General features: G+C 46.3%; 20 protein-coding genes and 1 riboswitch. Of the genes, 3 read left to right on the forward strand and 17 right to left on the reverse strand.

Annotation, left to right across the window (positions count from 1 at the left end; genetic code table 11):
• Positions 1 to 25 precede the first annotated feature (25 nt).
• Positions 26 to 976 (forward strand): NAD(P)H-dependent flavin oxidoreductase, encoded by a 951-nt coding sequence (locus SWOL_RS09585; protein ID WP_011641247.1) that lies wholly within the window; start codon positions 26 to 28, stop codon positions 974 to 976.
• A gap of 263 nt (positions 977 to 1,239) precedes the next feature.
• Here the strand turns inward: SWOL_RS09585 and groL are convergent, their stop codons facing one another.
• From groL to SWOL_RS14635, 7 genes are all read right to left on the reverse strand, one after another.
• Positions 1,240 to 2,880 carry a chaperonin GroEL gene (gene groL / locus SWOL_RS09590; protein WP_011641248.1) on the reverse strand — a complete coding sequence of 547 codons (1,641 nt, stop codon included), beginning with the start codon at positions 2,878 to 2,880 and terminating at the stop codon, positions 1,240 to 1,242.
• Between the two features lie 15 nt (positions 2,881 to 2,895).
• The gene (groES, locus tag SWOL_RS09595; protein WP_011641249.1) at positions 2,896 to 3,186 is read right to left on the reverse strand and encodes a co-chaperone GroES; all 291 of its coding nucleotides are present in this window, start codon (positions 3,184 to 3,186) and stop codon (positions 2,896 to 2,898) included.
• Positions 3,187 to 3,393: 207 nt separating this feature from the next.
• Positions 3,394 to 3,882 carry a MogA/MoaB family molybdenum cofactor biosynthesis protein gene (locus tag SWOL_RS09600; RefSeq protein ID WP_011641250.1) on the reverse strand — a complete coding sequence of 163 codons (489 nt, stop codon included), beginning with the start codon at positions 3,880 to 3,882 and terminating at the stop codon, positions 3,394 to 3,396.
• A 57-nt stretch (positions 3,883 to 3,939) separates the two neighbouring features.
• A complete protein-coding gene (locus tag SWOL_RS09605; RefSeq protein ID WP_011641251.1) occupies positions 3,940 to 4,377 on the reverse strand; it encodes an MOSC domain-containing protein in 438 nt (145 codons plus the stop codon).
• A gap of 60 nt (positions 4,378 to 4,437) precedes the next feature.
• Positions 4,438 to 4,911: a cyclic pyranopterin monophosphate synthase MoaC gene (moaC, locus tag SWOL_RS09610; RefSeq protein ID WP_011641252.1), complete on the reverse strand. Its 474-nt coding sequence runs from the start codon at positions 4,909 to 4,911 to the stop codon at positions 4,438 to 4,440.
• Positions 4,912 to 4,913: 2 nt separating this feature from the next.
• The gene (moaA, locus tag SWOL_RS09615) at positions 4,914 to 5,894 is read right to left on the reverse strand and encodes a GTP 3',8-cyclase MoaA (RefSeq protein ID WP_011641253.1); all 981 of its coding nucleotides are present in this window, start codon (positions 5,892 to 5,894) and stop codon (positions 4,914 to 4,916) included.
• 38 nt (positions 5,895 to 5,932) lie between these two features.
• The gene (locus SWOL_RS14635) at positions 5,933 to 6,109 is read right to left on the reverse strand and encodes a hypothetical protein (protein ID WP_173309190.1); all 177 of its coding nucleotides are present in this window, start codon (positions 6,107 to 6,109) and stop codon (positions 5,933 to 5,935) included.
• A gap of 51 nt (positions 6,110 to 6,160) precedes the next feature.
• Positions 6,161 to 6,278, reverse strand: a riboswitch (molybdenum cofactor riboswitch).
• 222 nt (positions 6,279 to 6,500) lie between these two features.
• Between SWOL_RS14635 and SWOL_RS09620 the strand changes: the two genes are divergently transcribed.
• Together SWOL_RS09620 and SWOL_RS09625 are read left to right on the forward strand one after the other, a co-directional pair.
• The gene (locus SWOL_RS09620) at positions 6,501 to 6,941 is read left to right on the forward strand and encodes an NfeD family protein (RefSeq protein WP_011641255.1); all 441 of its coding nucleotides are present in this window, start codon (positions 6,501 to 6,503) and stop codon (positions 6,939 to 6,941) included.
• Positions 6,942 to 7,059: 118 nt separating this feature from the next.
• Positions 7,060 to 7,998, forward strand: a complete 939-nt coding sequence (locus tag SWOL_RS09625; RefSeq protein WP_011641256.1) for an SPFH domain-containing protein — start codon at positions 7,060 to 7,062, stop codon at positions 7,996 to 7,998.
• Between the two features lie 80 nt (positions 7,999 to 8,078).
• Here the strand turns inward: SWOL_RS09625 and SWOL_RS09630 are convergent, their stop codons facing one another.
• The 10 genes from SWOL_RS09630 to SWOL_RS09675 all read right to left on the reverse strand — a co-directional run bounded on the left by SWOL_RS09630 (position 8,079) and on the right by SWOL_RS09675 (position 17,028).
• On the reverse strand, positions 8,079 to 8,663 hold the full coding sequence (locus tag SWOL_RS09630) for a 5-formyltetrahydrofolate cyclo-ligase (RefSeq protein WP_011641257.1): 585 nt from the start codon (positions 8,661 to 8,663) through the stop codon (positions 8,079 to 8,081).
• An 81-nt stretch (positions 8,664 to 8,744) separates the two neighbouring features.
• Positions 8,745 to 9,515, reverse strand: a complete 771-nt coding sequence (gene lgt, locus SWOL_RS09635) for a prolipoprotein diacylglyceryl transferase (protein ID WP_081424836.1) — start codon at positions 9,513 to 9,515, stop codon at positions 8,745 to 8,747.
• Positions 9,516 to 9,665: 150 nt separating this feature from the next.
• Positions 9,666 to 10,706, reverse strand: a complete 1,041-nt coding sequence (gene tsaD, locus SWOL_RS09640; protein WP_049750185.1) for a tRNA (adenosine(37)-N6)-threonylcarbamoyltransferase complex transferase subunit TsaD — start codon at positions 10,704 to 10,706, stop codon at positions 9,666 to 9,668.
• Positions 10,707 to 10,984: 278 nt separating this feature from the next.
• Complete coding sequence (gene rimI, locus SWOL_RS09645; protein WP_011641260.1) at positions 10,985 to 11,437, reverse strand: ribosomal protein S18-alanine N-acetyltransferase; 453 nt, start codon at positions 11,435 to 11,437, stop codon at positions 10,985 to 10,987.
• A 121-nt stretch (positions 11,438 to 11,558) separates the two neighbouring features.
• Positions 11,559 to 12,275, reverse strand: coding sequence for a tRNA (adenosine(37)-N6)-threonylcarbamoyltransferase complex dimerization subunit type 1 TsaB (gene tsaB / locus SWOL_RS09650; RefSeq protein WP_011641261.1), 717 nt, complete (start codon positions 12,273 to 12,275; stop codon positions 11,559 to 11,561).
• Positions 12,256 to 12,732, reverse strand: a complete 477-nt coding sequence (tsaE, locus tag SWOL_RS09655; RefSeq protein ID WP_011641262.1) for a tRNA (adenosine(37)-N6)-threonylcarbamoyltransferase complex ATPase subunit type 1 TsaE — start codon at positions 12,730 to 12,732, stop codon at positions 12,256 to 12,258. Before tsaE ends, tsaB begins: the two co-directional genes overlap by 20 nt.
• Positions 12,733 to 12,903: 171 nt before the next feature.
• On the reverse strand, positions 12,904 to 13,605 hold the full coding sequence (locus SWOL_RS09660; RefSeq protein ID WP_011641263.1) for a uracil-DNA glycosylase: 702 nt from the start codon (positions 13,603 to 13,605) through the stop codon (positions 12,904 to 12,906).
• A gap of 273 nt (positions 13,606 to 13,878) precedes the next feature.
• Positions 13,879 to 15,234 carry a glycosyl hydrolase family 18 protein gene (locus tag SWOL_RS09665; protein ID WP_011641264.1) on the reverse strand — a complete coding sequence of 452 codons (1,356 nt, stop codon included), beginning with the start codon at positions 15,232 to 15,234 and terminating at the stop codon, positions 13,879 to 13,881.
• Between the two features lie 464 nt (positions 15,235 to 15,698).
• Positions 15,699 to 15,890 (reverse strand): hypothetical protein, encoded by a 192-nt coding sequence (locus tag SWOL_RS09670; RefSeq protein ID WP_041427515.1) that lies wholly within the window; start codon positions 15,888 to 15,890, stop codon positions 15,699 to 15,701.
• Positions 15,883 to 17,028 (reverse strand): amidohydrolase, encoded by a 1,146-nt coding sequence (locus SWOL_RS09675; protein WP_011641265.1) that lies wholly within the window; start codon positions 17,026 to 17,028, stop codon positions 15,883 to 15,885. The genes SWOL_RS09670 and SWOL_RS09675 overlap by 8 nt, the downstream gene beginning before the upstream one ends.
• Positions 17,029 to 17,342: the final 314 nt, after the last annotated feature.

Raw genomic sequence — 17,342 nt, forward strand, 5'->3', positions numbered from 1 at the left:
AATTTATCGTAGGAGGGATCTGATTTTGCAACTGCCAACACTCAGAATCGCTGACTATATTCCCCGTTTTCCCATTATTCAAGGAGGCATGTCAGTTCGTGTTTCTACCGCTTCCCTGGCTTCGGCGGTAGCCAGAGCCGGTGGTATAGGAGTTATCGGTGCCACCGGTATTTCACTCGCGGAATTAAAGGATGAAATACGCCAGGCCCGTAGCCGGGCAGAGGGAGGTATACTGGGGGTAAATATAATGTTTGCCGCTCGCCAGTTTGCGGAACTGGTAAAAACATCCATAGATGAAAAGATAGACATTATTTTTACCGGGGCTGGTTTTTCCCGGGATATCTTCCGCTGGGTTCAGGATTCCACTACCGCAGTGGTTCCTATCGTCTCATCGGTCAAAGCCGCCCGCCTGGCAGAAAAATTAGGGGCTCCGGCGGTAGTGGCTGAAGGTTCTGAAGCAGGGGGACACCTGGGAACTGACCGCTCCATCAAGGACATATTGCCGGAAATCGTAAAAAGCGTTAATATTCCGGTGATAGCCGCCGGGGGCATAGTTGACGGGAAGGATATGGCGGAAATGGTTAATCTCGGGGCCAGCGGGATTCAGATGGCTACTCGCTTTGTCTTAAGTGAAGAATGTTCGGTGGCAGATGAATATAAGCAGCTCTACCTTGAAGCCCGGGAAGAAGATGTAATTATTATTAAAAGTCCGGTAGGAATGCCCGGCCGGGCTCTTAAAAATAAATTTGCCCGGCTTATTGCTGAGGACGATACTCCCGAGCCCGAAGATTGTGATGCCTGTCTGAAGAATTGTTCGGCCGATTATTGTATTCTTCAAGCTTTAAACCATGCCCGTGAGGGCCAGGTAGACGATGGCGTAGTTTTCGCCGGGCAAAATGTCTTTAAAATTAAAGACATTCTGCCGGTGTCTCGTATTTTTGAGCAAATCCTGGCTGAATTTGCGGCTGCAAAATAGGAAACAGATTTTATTGATAAAGGTTAACAAAAATAATGACTCCACTGGCAAAAATCCTTTTGTTGCATAAGGGTTGCCCATGCGCAGTGCCCTGTCGGGCACTACTGATGCTCCCTTCGGTCTATTAAGGACGCTGCGAGCGGTATATTTATGCAAACTTATGGAGTTTTACAAGCAAAACAGCCGACCCTTTAATAAGGTCGGCTGTTTTTATTCAGCGTTTGTTTTTAATGTTGTTTTTCCCCGGTAAGGAGAGAACTGGGCTACATCATGCCGCCCATTCCGCCCATGCCACCCATACCGCCGGCGCCCATGCCTTTCATTTCGTCTTCGCCCGGGAGCTCGCTTACAACCGCTTCAGTAGTAAGAACCATGGCGGAAATACTGGCCGCGTTCTGTACGGCTGAGCGGGTTACCTTGGCCGGGTCAATTATGCCGGCAGCGATCATGCTCTCATATACTCCTGTCAGAGCATTATAGCCAATTCCCGTTTCCGCTTCCTTAACCTTCTCCACTACCACTGAGCCCTCAATACCGGCATTATTGGCAATCTGGCGCAGGGGCTCTTCCATGGCTTTTTTAACCAGATTTATTCCCGTTAATTCATCACCCTGAGCCTCAATCTTTTCAATGGCCTTGATGGCATTTATCAGGGTAACTCCTCCACCGGAGACGATTCCTTCCTCAACGGCAGCCTTGGTGGCGGCCAGAGCGTCCTCTATACGGTGTTTTCTCTCCTTCAATTCGGTTTCAGTAGCAGCTCCCACCTGGATAACCGCTACCCCACCGGATAGTTTGGCCAGTCTTTCCTGCAATTTCTCCCGGTCATATTCCGACTCGGTTTCTTCCAGCTGTCTCTTAATATTGGCACTGCGGTCGCGAATGGCTTGTTCGGAACCAGCACCATCCACAATAATGGTCTCATCCTTCTTAATTACTATTTGACGGGCTTTGCCCAGCATATCCAGGGACACATTTTCCATTTTTACGCCCAGCTCTTCGGAGGCCACCTGCCCATTGGTGAGGATGGCTATGTCTTCCAGCATGGCCTTCCTTCTTTCCCCAAAAGCCGGAGCTTTTACCGCTACGCAGTTGAAGGTTCCACGTAGTTTGTTCACTACCAGAGTGGCCAGGGCTTCCCCTTCTACTTCCTCCGCAATCAAGAGCATGGGTTTCCCGGTTTGAACCACCTTTTCCAATACAGGAAGAACTTCACCAATAGAGGAAATCTTCTTGTCGCTGATTAGAATATACGGGTCTTCCAGAACAGCTTCCATCTTTTCCGTATTAGTAATCATATAAGGAGATATATAACCGCGGTCAAAATTCATACCTTCCACAACTTCCAGGGAAGTACCAACAGACTGTGATTCTTCAACGGTTATTACTCCATCCCGGCCCACTTTTTCCATGGCGTCCGCTATCAACTGGCCGATTTCAGGATCATCGGCTGATATAGCCGCTACCTGGGCGATAGAGTCTCTTGATTCAACCGGTTTGCTTAGAGTCTTGATTTCATCCACAACTGCTTTAACCGCTTGGTCAATACCCCTTCTCATAATCATGGGATTGGCTCCGGCAGCAACATTTTTCAGACCTTCTTTTATCATAGCCTGCGCCAGCAAGGTAGCGGTAGTAGTACCATCACCAGCTACATCATTGGTCTTTATGGCAACTTCCTTAACCAATTGGCAACCGAGGTTTTCCCACGGATCCTTGAGGTCAATATCCCGAGCTATGGTAACACCATCATTGGTAATGGTAGGTGAACCAAATTTACGATCCAGCACTACGTTTCTTCCTTTAGGTCCCAGAGTAACTTTTACCGCATTGGCCAGGGTGTCAACCCCTCTTTCCAATGCCCTTCTTGCTTCTTCACCAAACTTTATTTCTTTGGATAACATCTATGTATCCTCCTTTTAGTTTATTTTTGCCAGGATATCTCTTTGCGACATTACCAGATATTCTTCTCCATCAATCTTGATTTCTGTACCACCATACTTAGAGAAGATGATCTTATCTCCTACTGCCACATCCATGGGCATTCTCTCACCTTTGTCATTAAAAGCTCCAGGACCTACAGCTAGAACTTCACCTTCCTGGGGTTTCTCTTTGGCAGTGTCCGGTACATATAGTCCGCTTTTAGTTTTTTCTGCAGCCACTTCAGCTACTTTTACCACCAGACGATCTCCTAAAGGTTGAATCTTCAAGGGTATACCTCCTTTAATTGTTTCTTGATTGTTAGCACTCAATGATTGTGAGTGCTAACATTTATTAATAATATTAGGCAAGACCCGTCAAGTATTCAAATGAAATAACCAGCGAAATCCGCCCAATATTTACGATTAATATTATGCTACTGTCTTTTTCTTTTTATACCTCTAAATAACAGCTTTTTTTGAATTCCAAAATCTCGTTTAACCTTGCCCACATTCAGCAGCTGAACCAAGCAAAATATCCAAAGCATGATCCAGAGCTGGTAAAACAGCCTCCAAGGATTCTCTAACTCCTTTTACGCTTCCCGGCAGGTTGATAATCAAGCTTCTTCCTCGAATACCGGCAACAGCTCGTGACAGCATAGCTTTAGGAGTTTTTTGCATACCATATAGACGCATAGCCTCCGGTATCCCCGGAACCGCCTTTTCAATAACCTCCAGGGTAGCATCGGGGGTTACATCACGACTGGAAAATCCGGTACCCCCGGAAGTAAGCAACAGGTTGAGTGAAAGTACATCACAAGCATGGATAAGCCGCTTAACTATTTCTTCTTTCTCATCCGGTATCACTTCATAATATTCAAGCTGGTATCCCTGGCCCAGCAGATCTTGGATCTGTTGACCGCTACGATCCTCTCTTTCCCCCCGGGAACCTTTGTCACTTATTATTAGTATTCCCACCCGATACACTTTGTTAATCACCTCATTCTATTCAGACCATTATCAAGGGGATAAATCCTCATATAATTACAGAACTTCTACCGGATCATCTCTTTTTATGCTTCCCCCTTGTATAACCTTACAGAATAACCCCTCATAGGGGAGCAATGTTACCCCCAGGGTGCGGGTAACCACACTGGGATGATCTTCTTTGCCGATCTGGGAAACCTGCAGGATGGCGTCATCCCCAATCTTTAATTTCCCCCCAACTCCCACCTCTACCAATTCCAATCCTTCAATAAGAAGGTTCTCAGCAAAGGCTCCCGGTCCAACTTGAAGGTTATGTTCTTTATTAGCTTTTAACACACTGGCCCAGTTAAGACAGGTTACCTGACGGCCCCATTCGCCTGCATGTCCATCATTTTCTATGCCATAATTTTCAATAAGCCGGGCCTGTTCCACTTCCGTTTTGAGCTGGCCCCTTTCCGGACTTATGCATATTGAATGAAGTTTCCCCTTTTTCATTAAAAGACTCCTTTCTTTCGCCTATCAACCTCTAGTATCAAAGAGACAATTTTCGACAAGCTAGTCTCTTACAAGGTGACCGCTCTTTCCCCCGCTTTTCTCTAAAAGCTTGATATCGGTAATCTCCATCCAGCGATCTACTGCTTTGCTCATATCATAGATAGTTAAAGCCGCCACCGATACCGCCGTAATGGCTTCCATTTCCACCCCGGTTTTACCGGTGGTTTTAACCTCAGCCTCAATAATAATACTGGCATTGACTTCATCAAAAGCAAATTCGAGATTGACGGAAGTAAGATTCAAGGGGTGGCACATGGGAATAAGGGCTGATGTCTGCTTGGCTCCCATAATACCCGCTATTTGAGCTACCCCCAAAACATCGCCTTTTTTAATGGCTCCATCCCTGATTTTTCCCATGGTTTCTGGCTGCATCTTGACAATGGCTTGAGCAATAGCTATACGCTCGCTGTCATTTTTGCTGCTTACATCTACCATCCGAGCATAGCCCTGCTCATTAATATGCGTAAAGTTCATCCTTATCCTCCGATTTGATACATCTTGCGCTTGTTTTCCTCTCCCCAGCCATTATTCATATGATGCCGAGCTGGTTTGGCTTTAATGGCCCAAATAAAAAGTTCCTTTATCTCTTCATCGCTGGAACCATTTTTAAGGGCCGTTTTCAAGTTAACCTCCCGTTTGTCATAAAGGCATCCTCTGAGACCACCTTCAGCCGTCAAGCGGATGCGATTGCACTCACCACAAAAATGGTTGCTCATGGGACTGATAAAACCGAGTGACCCTTCTCCGCCTTCCAGGCTGTAATACCTGGCCGGTCCATTGCCTAGGATATTCTTTTGCGGAGTCAGAACATAGCTTTCCTCAATATAAGCTTTAATATCCTGTGCAGGCATCATCCGATCCTTTTTCCAGAACAACAGGTCACCCACGGGCATAAATTCGATAAAGCGTACATGCAAAGGATATTTTCGAGCCAGTTCTACAAAATCAATAATTTCATCATCATTAAAACCTCTAATAACTACCATGTTAATCTTTACCGGATGCATATCAAGTTCCAGGGCTTTGAAAATAGCCTCTTTTACCTTGGATAAATCTCCCCGGCGCGTAATATATTTGAATTTTTCTGGAACCAAGCTATCCAGGCTAAAGTTAATCCGGTTTAAACCCGCTGTCTTAAGTTCCTCGGCCAAAGCAGCAAATAATGTCCCATTGGTGGTCAAAGCAATATCATCGATACGAGGAATTTGAGCAATATAACTAATCAATTGGGGTACGTTCCTACGAACCAGCGGTTCTCCTCCAGTCAGCCGTATTTTTTGTATTCCTAACTCACTGGCTATCCGAACCAACCTGGCCATTTCCTCCAGGCTTAGAATGGAATAATGGGTCAGGTTATCGACACCGGTCTCAGGCATACAATAGCGGCAACGCAAATTACACCTGTCGGTAAGGGAAATTCGCATATAGTTTATATTTCTTTCGTGTTTATCCAGCATATTTTCCCACCTCCCTGCAGGGAAAAAGCTTGTCCAGCTTAAAAGCAGCCCAATTCACAACCAGAAATCTTGATGCCTGCCTCATTACAGGCTTCTCCCAGCTCCCGAGGATCCATATCCCACTCCCGGGCCAGATCATGAGCTTCGGTACAAGTGATTCTCCCCTGGGGAAATAATTCCTTTAGCTTTACCACCAGTTCCTTCTGATCGGTCACCTTCAACACCTCCACAAAAAAAATCACCCCGGACAAGGGGTGTTATTAAGCACTACACTTAATCTTACTCCTTTCCAAACGGGAGGCACAGAGGTTTCCCTCCATACCCAATCGCTCAACCGCCATAGCCATTACCTTAGGCTGGTGTGAGTCGGAGTTAATTACGCTTAATATTATACAACAAGAGATAATATACTACAATTAGCTACAAATAGGTTTGGGATACTTGTTAAGATTTCCTGCTTTGCTATATTATAAATACTTAAAAAGAATAACCTGGGAGTAAGAAGCCCGATTTTCTATGGTATTATTAAATAGAAAAGTTTCATCAGTACTTGTCTTCTTAGCATGGTGGTTTATCAATTTGTTATTAAGGCGGGAGGTGATTTTCGTGTCTTCTTTGCAGTGGATTTTGATAGCTGTAGTCTTTGGAGCCATTGAAATCTTTACCGTTGGTCTCTGGTTTCTCTGGCTAGCTCTTTCTGCATTGCTGGTGGCAGCCGCTGCTGCCTTGAAACTGCTGCCTGGCTTGGAGGTCCAGCTGCTCTTATTTGCTTTTTTTACTCTTCTCTTCATTCTATTTACCCGGCCTTTAGTGCTGAAATTCTTTAAAACCAATGATACCGCCAGCAATGTCAAGGCTTTGGTAGGCCAACATGGAATATGCCTTAGTAGTATCACCCCTCTGGAATATGGGCAGGTTAAAGTCAATGGTGAAGTGTGGACAGCATTTTCCCCGCAAGAAATTGAGGAAGATACCCGCATTGTGGTTGCTGGAATTGACGGGGTTAAGCTCTTAGTGGAAAAAGCCGAACTGGAAACAAGCAAGTAAAGGATGACAGCACTGCAAAAACCCTTTTTGTTGCATAAGGGTTGCATAAATATACCGGCAAATAATATTTATTACTTTTGCAATGATATCAAGTATATTTAAAAAAGGAGTGACGATAATGGACCTGGTATTAGGATTGTTTGTCAATTTCATACTGGTGATCTTTGTTATTATACTGGCCTTCTCCTCTATCAAGATTATTAAACAGTCTACCGTAGGCATAGTGGAAAGGCTGGGCAAATACCACAAGAGTGCTGAAGAAGGCATCAATGTAATTATTCCCTTTATTGACCGTTTCCGAGCCATAGTAGACCTGCGTGAACAGGTGGTGGATTTCCCGCCCCAACCGGTTATTACCAAGGATAATGTCACCATGATGATTGATACTGTGGTCTATTACCAGGTTACTGATGCCTTCAAATACACTTATGAGATTGCTCGCCCCATCCTGGCTATTGAGAACCTGACCGCCACCACCTTGAGGAATATCGTGGGCGATCTGGAATTGGATGAGACTCTTACCTCCCGTGACCTGGTCAACACCAAACTGCGGACTATACTAGACGAAGCTACGGATAAATGGGGTATTAAGGTCAACCGGGTGGAGTTGAAAAATATTTTACCTCCACAGGATATTCAGACAGCCATGGAAAAGCAGATGCGGGCCGAAAGAGAAAAAAGAGAAGCCATCTTAAGGGCTGAAGGGCAAAAAACCGCTGCCATACTGGAAGCAGAGGGGCAGAAACAAGCGGCGATTCTTAACGCGGAAGCTGTCCGGGAAGCAGCCATCAAGGAAGCAGAAGGAATGAGACAAGCTCAGATATTGCGGGCCGAAGGTGAAGCCCAGGCTATCTTAAATGTACAAAAGTCTGTTGCCGACAGCCTGGTGATGATTAAGGAGGCCGGAGCCGATAACAAGGTGCTGGCTATTAAATCCCTGGAAGCCTTGAAAGAAATCGGTGATGGTCAGTCCACCAAGCTGATTATTCCCAGCGACCTGGCGGGTCTGGGAGGAGTATTTGCTGCCTTGAAAGAAGCAGTGGAGAGTAAGGATTAAGGGGCTATTTTATTAGTCGTCGGGCGTCAGGAGAGGGAGGGGTTATTGGATGTCTATTATCAGCATTGAGTGCCGGGTGTTTAGAAGAACTTCCAGTTAACTGCCAGTTCTGATTTTTCCGTCACTATCCAGTGTACCGGTATATCCAGGGAATCAGGAAAGCTGTCATCAATTATCTGGAATTCGTAGCAAACACCGCAAAGGAAAACCCTTTCCTCCATTCCGGCCAGAAAGCGATCATAATACCCTTTTCCATAACCCAGGCGATACCCCCGGGTATCAAATACCAGTCCCGGTACCAGGACCACATCTATCTCTGCTGCCGGGACTGCTGGCCCCAGCGGTTCTCTAATCCCGAAAGGCCCGCTAGCGGTTTGTCCCCATCCCCGGAACTCAACCGCAACCATTTTTCCGGCACTCTCAACCCGGGGCAGAAAAATCCTTTTACCTTGACCTCGCTGCTGCTCCATGAAGGGACGCAAATCCACTTCATTTTTTACTGAGGCAAAGCCCATAATACTTTTCGCCTGGCGCAGGGATTCCAGCTCTTCCAGGCGACAGCCTATACGCCGACTGAGTTCCTCTGCTTCAGATGCTGTCATAACATTTCTGGCCTCTAACATCCGCTTTCTTAATGATTGTCTTATAAGCCACCTGTCTTCCATGGACTTCCTCCCCTATTTATTCTATTTTAATCATGGATGGTTTTTTTAGCTGTGCCCCCAGTGTCAGGCTTTCCTCCCCATTTATTCTTCTTTGACCTTGTGGTATTTTCTTAACCGCAAATAATATAAAACTGCCGCCAGGGTAAAAAGAATCAGGCTATAGGTCTGGCTGGTGGAAAAAGGACCGTACATTACCAGGTTGGCCCGGAAAAATTCCAAAATGAAACGGTATAGCGAGTAGAGCAAGAGATAAAGGAGAAAAACCTGCCCGGGAAACTTTTTACGAGGGTAAAACCAGATTAGAAAAAGAAAAATAAGCATATTTATCCCGGAGCTGTAGAGCTGGGTAGGATGACGGGGTAGATAGTCCACCAGAGGGAAAACCACTCCGGTAACGGAAGTACAAACCTTGCCATAACAGCAACCGGCCAGGAAACAGCCGATTCTTACTATAGCATAACCCAGGGCGGCAAAAGGAGAAAATATATCTGCCAGTTTCCAAAAAGGAAGCCGCTTTTTCCAGACATAAATCACTAGTCCCAAAAAACCTCCGAACAAAGCACCATACCATACCAGTCCGGCGAAGCCATTGGGACCGGGGAGGAAAATTAACAGCGGTTTAAGAAAAAGCTCTCTTTCATAGATAAAAACATATAAGAGGCGAGCTCCCAACAATCCAGCAAGAACCATGACTAAAACCAGGTCGAGAACCATATCCTCATCCCAGCCTTCTTTTCTCATCAAGGCCCGGGCTCCAACTATGGCCACAATCACTGCCACTGCCAGCATAAATCCCCAGGAATAGACAGCTACTGGACCAATTTTTATCAATACCGGGTACAAGCTTCCCACTCCTCACTTTCCTATTTATCCACAAGGAGATAATATTCTAGATTCCGGACATCATTCTACTCATAGGACAAATATTAAATAAGCTTAATAGCAACGAACTGCGGAATATGAATTATCAACAGACTTATCCACATTATCCACAGGCATTTTTCACAGGGACAATAGGCTGGGATAGGCATTTAATGAAAGAGGGGCAAAACTCCTATTTCCATAGTGATAATGGGCATTGGCGGCAACCATGGCAGCATTATCAGTACAGAGTTTCAGGGAAGGATAGAAGAGCTTCAAACCAGCTTCTTTAGTCCTCTTTTTCATCAAATTACGCAACTCCTGATTAGCGGCTACACCACCTGCCATCATAATCGTTCTGACTTGATACTTCGCTGCTGCTTTGATGCTCTTTTCCACCAGGACTTCAACCAACGCCGCCTGGAATTCGGCGGCCATATCAAAGACATTGGCCTGGCCCCTGCGCTGTAATTTGTTCCACTGGTTCATAGCGGCGGTCTTGAGGCCGCTAAAGCTGAACTCAAAATCATTCCTATCCAGAAAAACCCGGGGTAACTGTAACTGGCCAGCTTTTCCTTTGGTAGCTGCTTCCTGTATAGCCGGTCCACCGGGATAACCCAAACCTAAAAAGCGGGCCACCTTGTCAAAAGCCTCCCCAGCTGCATCATCACGGGTCTCTCCCAGCACTTCCATCTTATTCGGATTGCTCATCAAGAGGAGACTGGTGTGGCCCCCGGAGACTACCAAACAAATGGCCGGGAATTCTATATCCCTATGCTCCAGAAAGTTGGCATAAATATGCCCGTGCAGGTGGTTTACTGCAATCAGCGGTTTCTCCAACGCATAGGCAAAAGCTTTGGCAAAGGATACTCCCACCAGCAGAGCTCCGACCAGTCCTGGTCTATTGGTTACAGCTACCGCATCAATAGCGGAATAAGCCAGCTGGGCTTCGGAAAATGCTCTGTGCACTACCCCAGCAATATTTTCGATATGCTTACGGGAAGCAACTTCCGGAACCACTCCACCAAACTGTTGATGTATATCAATCTGGGAATTTACTATATTGGACAGGATTTCCTTTCCGTTGCGCACTATGGCCGCCGCCGTTTCATCGCACGAAGTTTCAATTCCTAGAATTAGACTTTCCTGCACTAAAACCACCTCTTTTCTAACTCCCCCCATGGCTGCAACCTTAATAGCGACCGCAGGGAGCATCAGGCGTACCCGCAACCTTAATTAGCGACCGCAGGGAGCATCAGGCGTACCCGCAACCTTAATTAGCGACCGCAGGGAGCATCAGTAGTACCCGAAGGGTGCAACCTTAATTAGCGACCGCAGGGAGCATCAGTAGTACCCGAAGGGTGCAACCTTATTTAGCGACCACAGGGTAGGAAATAAACCCCCTCACCCTTCTGATGTCTGACGACCGACGACTAATAACTCCTTGTACCTTACTTTCCTTAAAACAAATACTTGGTCATAAGCAGGGCGTCCTCCAGATTGTCGGAATAATATTCCCGGCGCAGACCAGTCTGGATATAGCCCAATTTCCTGTACATGGTTAAGGCAGCCAGGTTGGAAGGTCTTACTTCCAGCATAATAGAAGCCGCTTTTTTATTGCACGCCTCTTGTTCCAGTCTCTCCATCAGGGCCCGGCCCATACCCTGCTGGCGAAAGCGCCTGTCTACTGCTACATTGGTAATATGCGCTTCCTCAAATACCACCCAAATACCAGCATAGGCTGCTACTTCACCCCGGACATCGCAAACCAGATAGCTGGCATACTCGTTATCAAATTCCTTGAGGTAAGAATCTCGTGACCAGGGCAGGGTAAAAGATTCATTTTCGATTATCATCACCCGGTCAATGTCTTTTATGGTCATTTTTCTTATAAGAAAACGGGTATTTATCATGTCATTGAGCTCCCGAAATAGAGTAATAGTTTGATTCCACTGCAAAAACCCCTTTTGTTGCATAAGGGTTGCATAAATATACAAAGTGAGCGTTGGCGAGCGGTATATTTATACAAGCCAATCATTGAGCTGCCTTTCCCAAACGGTATTCAGCTTCGGACAACCTGATATAATGGGGGCGCAGGCTGAACAGGTTTTCTAATTCCCCGGCCTCCAGCTTCAACATAGCCAGGCTAGCTATGGAGGCAGCCCGGGGATACATCAGGTGCGGTGCTGCCACCAACAGTTTCTCCCCCAGGGCCTTTTGAAAATACTCTTCATAAGGGTAATAAGCATCCCCCAGGAGTAGAATTTTTCCCCGGCCATATTTATGGGCTAAATGCCGAGCTTGTTCAACAAATTCAGCCGGTGAACAGGCGGACATTTCCACCAGTCTCCGCGGCAGGGCTGCGGAAACATCATAGAAACAAGTGTAAACCTCCTGTTTCCTGGCATCAAGCAGAGGACAAACCAGGTCCTGGCTGCGATGCACATTATAAGCCAGGGCATCGAGGGTGGCAACTGTTACTAAAGGCTTGCCACTGGCCAGGCAGAGCCCTTTGGCGGTAGCCATGCCTATGCGCAAGCCGGTGAAAGAGCCCGGTCCGGCGCTAATGGCTATAGCCGCCAGGTCGTCAAAACTACATTCACATTCTCTTAAAACCCGATCAATCATGGGCATCAAGGTTTGAGAATGGGTCTTTTTATAATTGCTGAATTCTTCTTTTAAAAGTTTATTGCCATCCAGCAGTGCTACCCCGGCTACCGGTGTAGCGCTGTCAATAGCCAGTATCAACAAAAGCCTTCAACTCCTCCAACTTATGCTGGTATTTTTCTCCCTGGGCGCAAATCTCTACAACTCTTTCCCGCTCATAGTCATCATCGCATAACTTAATGTCTATGAACATGGCTTCCCGGGGAAATTGCCCCTGACCGGCCTCCGGCCATTCAATCAGGGATATGCCGTCCCCCTCCAGGTATTCTTCCCATCCCAAATCATGGAGATCACAGTTTTCCAAACGATAGAGATCAAAGTGATAGATTTCAATGGGGGCCGGATAGATATTAAGCAGGGTAAAGGTAGGACTGTTCACCCGCCCGCTGTAACCCAGGCCGTGAGAAATTCCTCTTACCAGTGTAGTCTTACCTGCTCCCAAAACTCCGCGCAAATAGACAATATCTCCCTTTTCCAGAACCCGGGCAAGATCATAGCCTAATTTCCGCATCTCATCATCACTTTTCACGCTAATATGCAAAAAAACACCTCATTGTCTTCCCGCTTGGGAAGCATTACTCCTGGGCCAGGATTTTCTTAAAGCATCGGAAGAAACTGCGGACGGCCCTCATCCTGCACCCTTCACCCTGTCGGGTACGCCCGAAGCTCTCTACGGCCGTTATTGTGGTAGCGGCCAATAGGAACCCGATCTCTAACGGGGGATATTTTTCACCTTGTTATACTCATCTCTAATCATCTGAAAGTCCTGCCAGGCCGGTCTTTTATAAGACGGATTGCGCAGCAGGGCTGCGGGGTGGTAAGTAGCCATAATCTTAACCCCCTGCCGGTTGAACCATTTGCCCCGGATTTTGGAGACACTCGCTTTAGGGTCAATTACTACCTGACTGGCCATTGCTCCCAGGCAAACGATAATAGCCGGCTGCATTATCCTTATCTGCGCCTCTAGATAATTCCGGCATTCCCTCACTTCATCAGGATTGGGCAGGCGATTCCCGGGCGGGCGGCATTTAACCACATTACTAATATAAACCTGGGAACGCGGGATTTCCGCCGCCACCAGTATTTTATCCAGCAATTGCCCGGCTTTTCCCACAAAAGGACGCCCCTGTTCATCTTCATCCTTCCCCGGTCCTTCTCCAATAAACATTATTCTGCTCTTTACATCCCCATCACTGAATACAACCTGCCGACAACCGCTACGCAAGCGGCAGTTGTTGCAATTACGCGCCAGTTCCTCCAGCAAAGCGACCTCCTTAATTCCGGGAAATGCTTCTTCTACTTTAATCCCAGGCAGGAATGGGGAGCGGATTTCTTTAGCAGCAACCTGCTTCTCCTGGCGATATAATTCCTCACCCGGCAATAGCTCAAATAAACTCGGCTGTTCAGAACTCATTCTTTCCCCTCCCGTCCCTTTTTAGTCTATCTATATAACGATTTCCCAACTTGGCGATACCCTCCATCATAATTTCCAGGCGAGTTAGTAGGTGCTTGAACCGTAAGATATTGCAAGAGAGAACCTTAACCCCTTACCCCTCATTCCTCACCATTCTTATTATGATTAATATTATCACTTCCTGCTAACTCTAGGTGAAAAATGTAGGAAACCGGTAGGATACTATCCCACCGGCTCTTTAAGATCATTATCCTTTCAATATCCACTAAAGTATTACTTCCCTCGCCATCCCTCCAGCAGCCGGTATAGATCCGCAAAACCATTACCTATTCTCCAAAAAGAAACTCCTCCCAATCGATTTTCCTGAACCAGATTAAGCTTCTCCTTCAGACTGGCTTCGTTTTCCAACCAGATTTCGTGATACTTTCCCTCTTCGTCATAATAGCTGTAGCAGGGGCTCATACTCGGGTAATCAAAATCCTTTTGCAACCCGTATCTCGCTTCCAATGCTTCCAGTTTTGGCGCTGTAATCGTAACCGCATTCTTCCCTGCACCCCAATCATATCCATAGGTAGGCAAACCCAGTAGTATTTTGTCCTGAGGAATCACGCTTCGCATATAACTGCAAACTTCTCTAACCCACCAGAGGGGAGCCACTGGTCCCGGTGCCGTTGTAGAATAACTATAGTCATAAGCCATTACTACGACTGAATCTGCGATCTGTCCAATCTTTTTATACTCATAACCAACCGGCCATTTTTCCTTGCCGGTACGGGCAAATACAGCCACCGAAAGCTTTTTGTCCGTTCCCAAAGAGGTCTTCAATTCCTGGAGAAATAAGGTCATATTCCCGGCATCACCTGGATCCAGTAGTTCGAAATCAATATTCACTCCATCATAACGGTCTTTTTTCACTACATCCAGTAGATTGGCAATCAAACGAGCACGGTTTTCCGAATTGCTCAGCAACTGGTGCAAAGCATCCTTCCCCATGAGAACAACACTAGCATGGGTTTTTACCCCTTTGTTCCGCGCTAAATCAAGGGCCTCAGCAAAACGATCCTGGTATTCATAAAAAATTTCTCCCCGTCCGTTGGTTTCAAACCAGCGGAAAGCCACATCGGAGAATAAGTCAATATTCTCCTGGTACTCAGCGAAAGAACGGTAATAATAAGCAAAAACCCGGGGTTGGTACTTAAAATTGATTAGCACTTCGCTTTTTTGAGCATCCCAGTTTACCATTGCTCCTAGATTTTCGCTCAGGAAGCGCAGGGGGATAAAAGTTCGGCTTTCAAATATATACGGCGGAGAATCCAGGAAACGCTTTTCCCCATCAACCCAGGCCTCATTGCTGCCGATAAACATTTCTATATATTTACCCCGGCAATTCATCGCCACCTTACGCAAGGAGGCATCCCAAAAAACCTCTCCTTGCAGAGCCTCATCTTCCACCACAAAACGGATCGGAACCATGGTCCGGTTGTTGACTATTTGGGCTCCCAGGCTAAAATTGCGCAGCTCGCCATCGATTCTTATTGCAGGGCTAGAAGCCATTGTAAGCGCGGGAAAAATCAGGAGATATGTAAAAGCCAACAGCACCACGAATAATATGTACCTACTGAATCTCAATTTTACCACCTCATTAAATTATACTTGTACTATTAAATTAAACTATTAAAGCTACTCTTCACCTCCGTATCTTATAGAAAAGTCATCGGTAGTCAGGCGTCAGTCGTCGGGAGACGGAAGACTGAAGAGGGAAATCGGAGGGCGGAATGTTCGCCATACGCCGGTAATTAGAAGGGGTATTCCCAATTACATCTTACTGTATAACAAACGCCTACTAACTCACTTTCATCGGTGGTTTTGGCCCCGGCCAGGGGGGTTAATATGAAAAGTGAGGAGTGAGGGGAATACCCTCCGATACTCAATATTAGTCTCTATCCTGTTCACAGTTGGAACATTAAGGTCGAGTGCCGGGCGAAGGTATATTTATACAAACAAAATAATATTTATTACTTTTTACAATGATATCAATATTCTGTTCGAAGCCAGCAAAATCCTGGTGGAAAATTGATGTAAAAACCCCTGGCTTAATGAAGTTGCTTAAGACGCGGAAAAAGAGCCTGCAGATCTCCCAGAGGCAGATATACCATATTATCCTGGTTTACAACCGCAAGGATAACCATATCCTCACCGCTATATTCCTCGCTATAAAAGCCCAGGACACATACGGTCATCATTACTCCGTTAAGATAAACCGTAAATAAATCACCTTTATTCACGCCTATTCCCCCATATTTTGCCATCAACCATGGCTAAAACAACTCGGGAGCGAAAATCAAACGGATGTCCATCAAAGATTACCAGATCAGCCCGTTTACCCTGCCGGACACTGCCCAACTCGTCTTCTACCCCCAGCAAGCGAGCCGGGGAAGTGGTTATGGCCTGCAGAGCCATATCTTCATCCAGTCCTTCCCGCACTGCCAGAGCTGCGCAAACTCGCAAATGCTCCACTGGAATCACCGGGTGATCGGTGATAAAAGCAAAATCAATCCCGGCCTGAGCCAGGGCCGAAGCTGTTTTAAATGATACTTCTTTCATTTCCACCTTGGCTCGGTTTACCAGCAAAGGCCCCAGAAATACGGCTACATTCCTCTTCCGCAGTTCGTCTGCAACTAAGAAGGCTTCAGTTCCATGTTGTATTATGAGATTAAGATCAAATTCATCCCTGATACGCAGGGCGGTTAAGATATCGTCCGCCCGGTGGGCATGCAGCAAAAGCGGCATTTTTTTCTTCAGTACTTTTAGCAGGGCTCCCTGTTTATACTCTTCCCGGGCTTTCCGCTCAGCTTTTGTCATTTCCTTAGAGGCCACATACAGGGCTTCCCGAAGTAAAGAAGCATTGGCCATCCGGGTTAGCGGTGTTTTCTTCTGCTCGCCGTAAACCCGCTTGGGATTCTCCCCCAGAGCGGCCTTCAGTCCCCAGGGGTTTTTATATATCATTTCCCCCGGAGAGCCCGCCCAATGTTTTAAAAATACCGCCTGACCCCCAATAATATTGGCACTCCCCGGCATAGACAGGGAGCGGGTAACCCCACCCCGCAGTGCATCGCTGAAAGCTAAATCATGGAAGTTAATTCCGTCAGCTGCCTGTAAATAGGGAGTAATTGGGTCACTGCTCTCGTTGACATCGTCACCCTCGCTCCGGTATATTTCCTCCTCCAGTCCAATATGGTTATGAGCATCAATAAAACCAGGCAAGACATATTTCCCCTCGGCATTGATTACCTGGCAGTTGGAAGGGAAGCCCTCATTTTCCCCTACCGACTTGATAAATTCTCCCTCAACTAATATAACCCCGTTTTCTATGCTTCCTGCTTCATCCATGGTTAATATCTTTCCACCAGTAATTGCAATCAATTGACAATACCCCTTCCACCGTATATTATCCTATGAATATTAAAACTCAACTGTTCAAAGCTTCCGATAGTATAATATACCTGTTATTTTAGCCTATATACGGCCTCAAAGAGTTACATTATTGTGAAAAAAGATAGGCGAGGCTTGTTGTTGATGTGATGTTGGGCAAAATGCCGCTGAGGAATCTTTTGCAGAAGCAAATACTTACTTGTACATCGTGAGCATAAATAGGAGCCCTATAATAATCGTATTTCTCATAATACCCTCCTCCGAGACCAACAAAAACCTGTTTTTTCCTACATCTATTTACTGGC

Source organism: Syntrophomonas wolfei subsp. wolfei str. Goettingen G311 (genome assembly GCF_000014725.1).
Lineage (GTDB): Bacteria > Bacillota > Syntrophomonadia > Syntrophomonadales > Syntrophomonadaceae > Syntrophomonas > Syntrophomonas wolfei.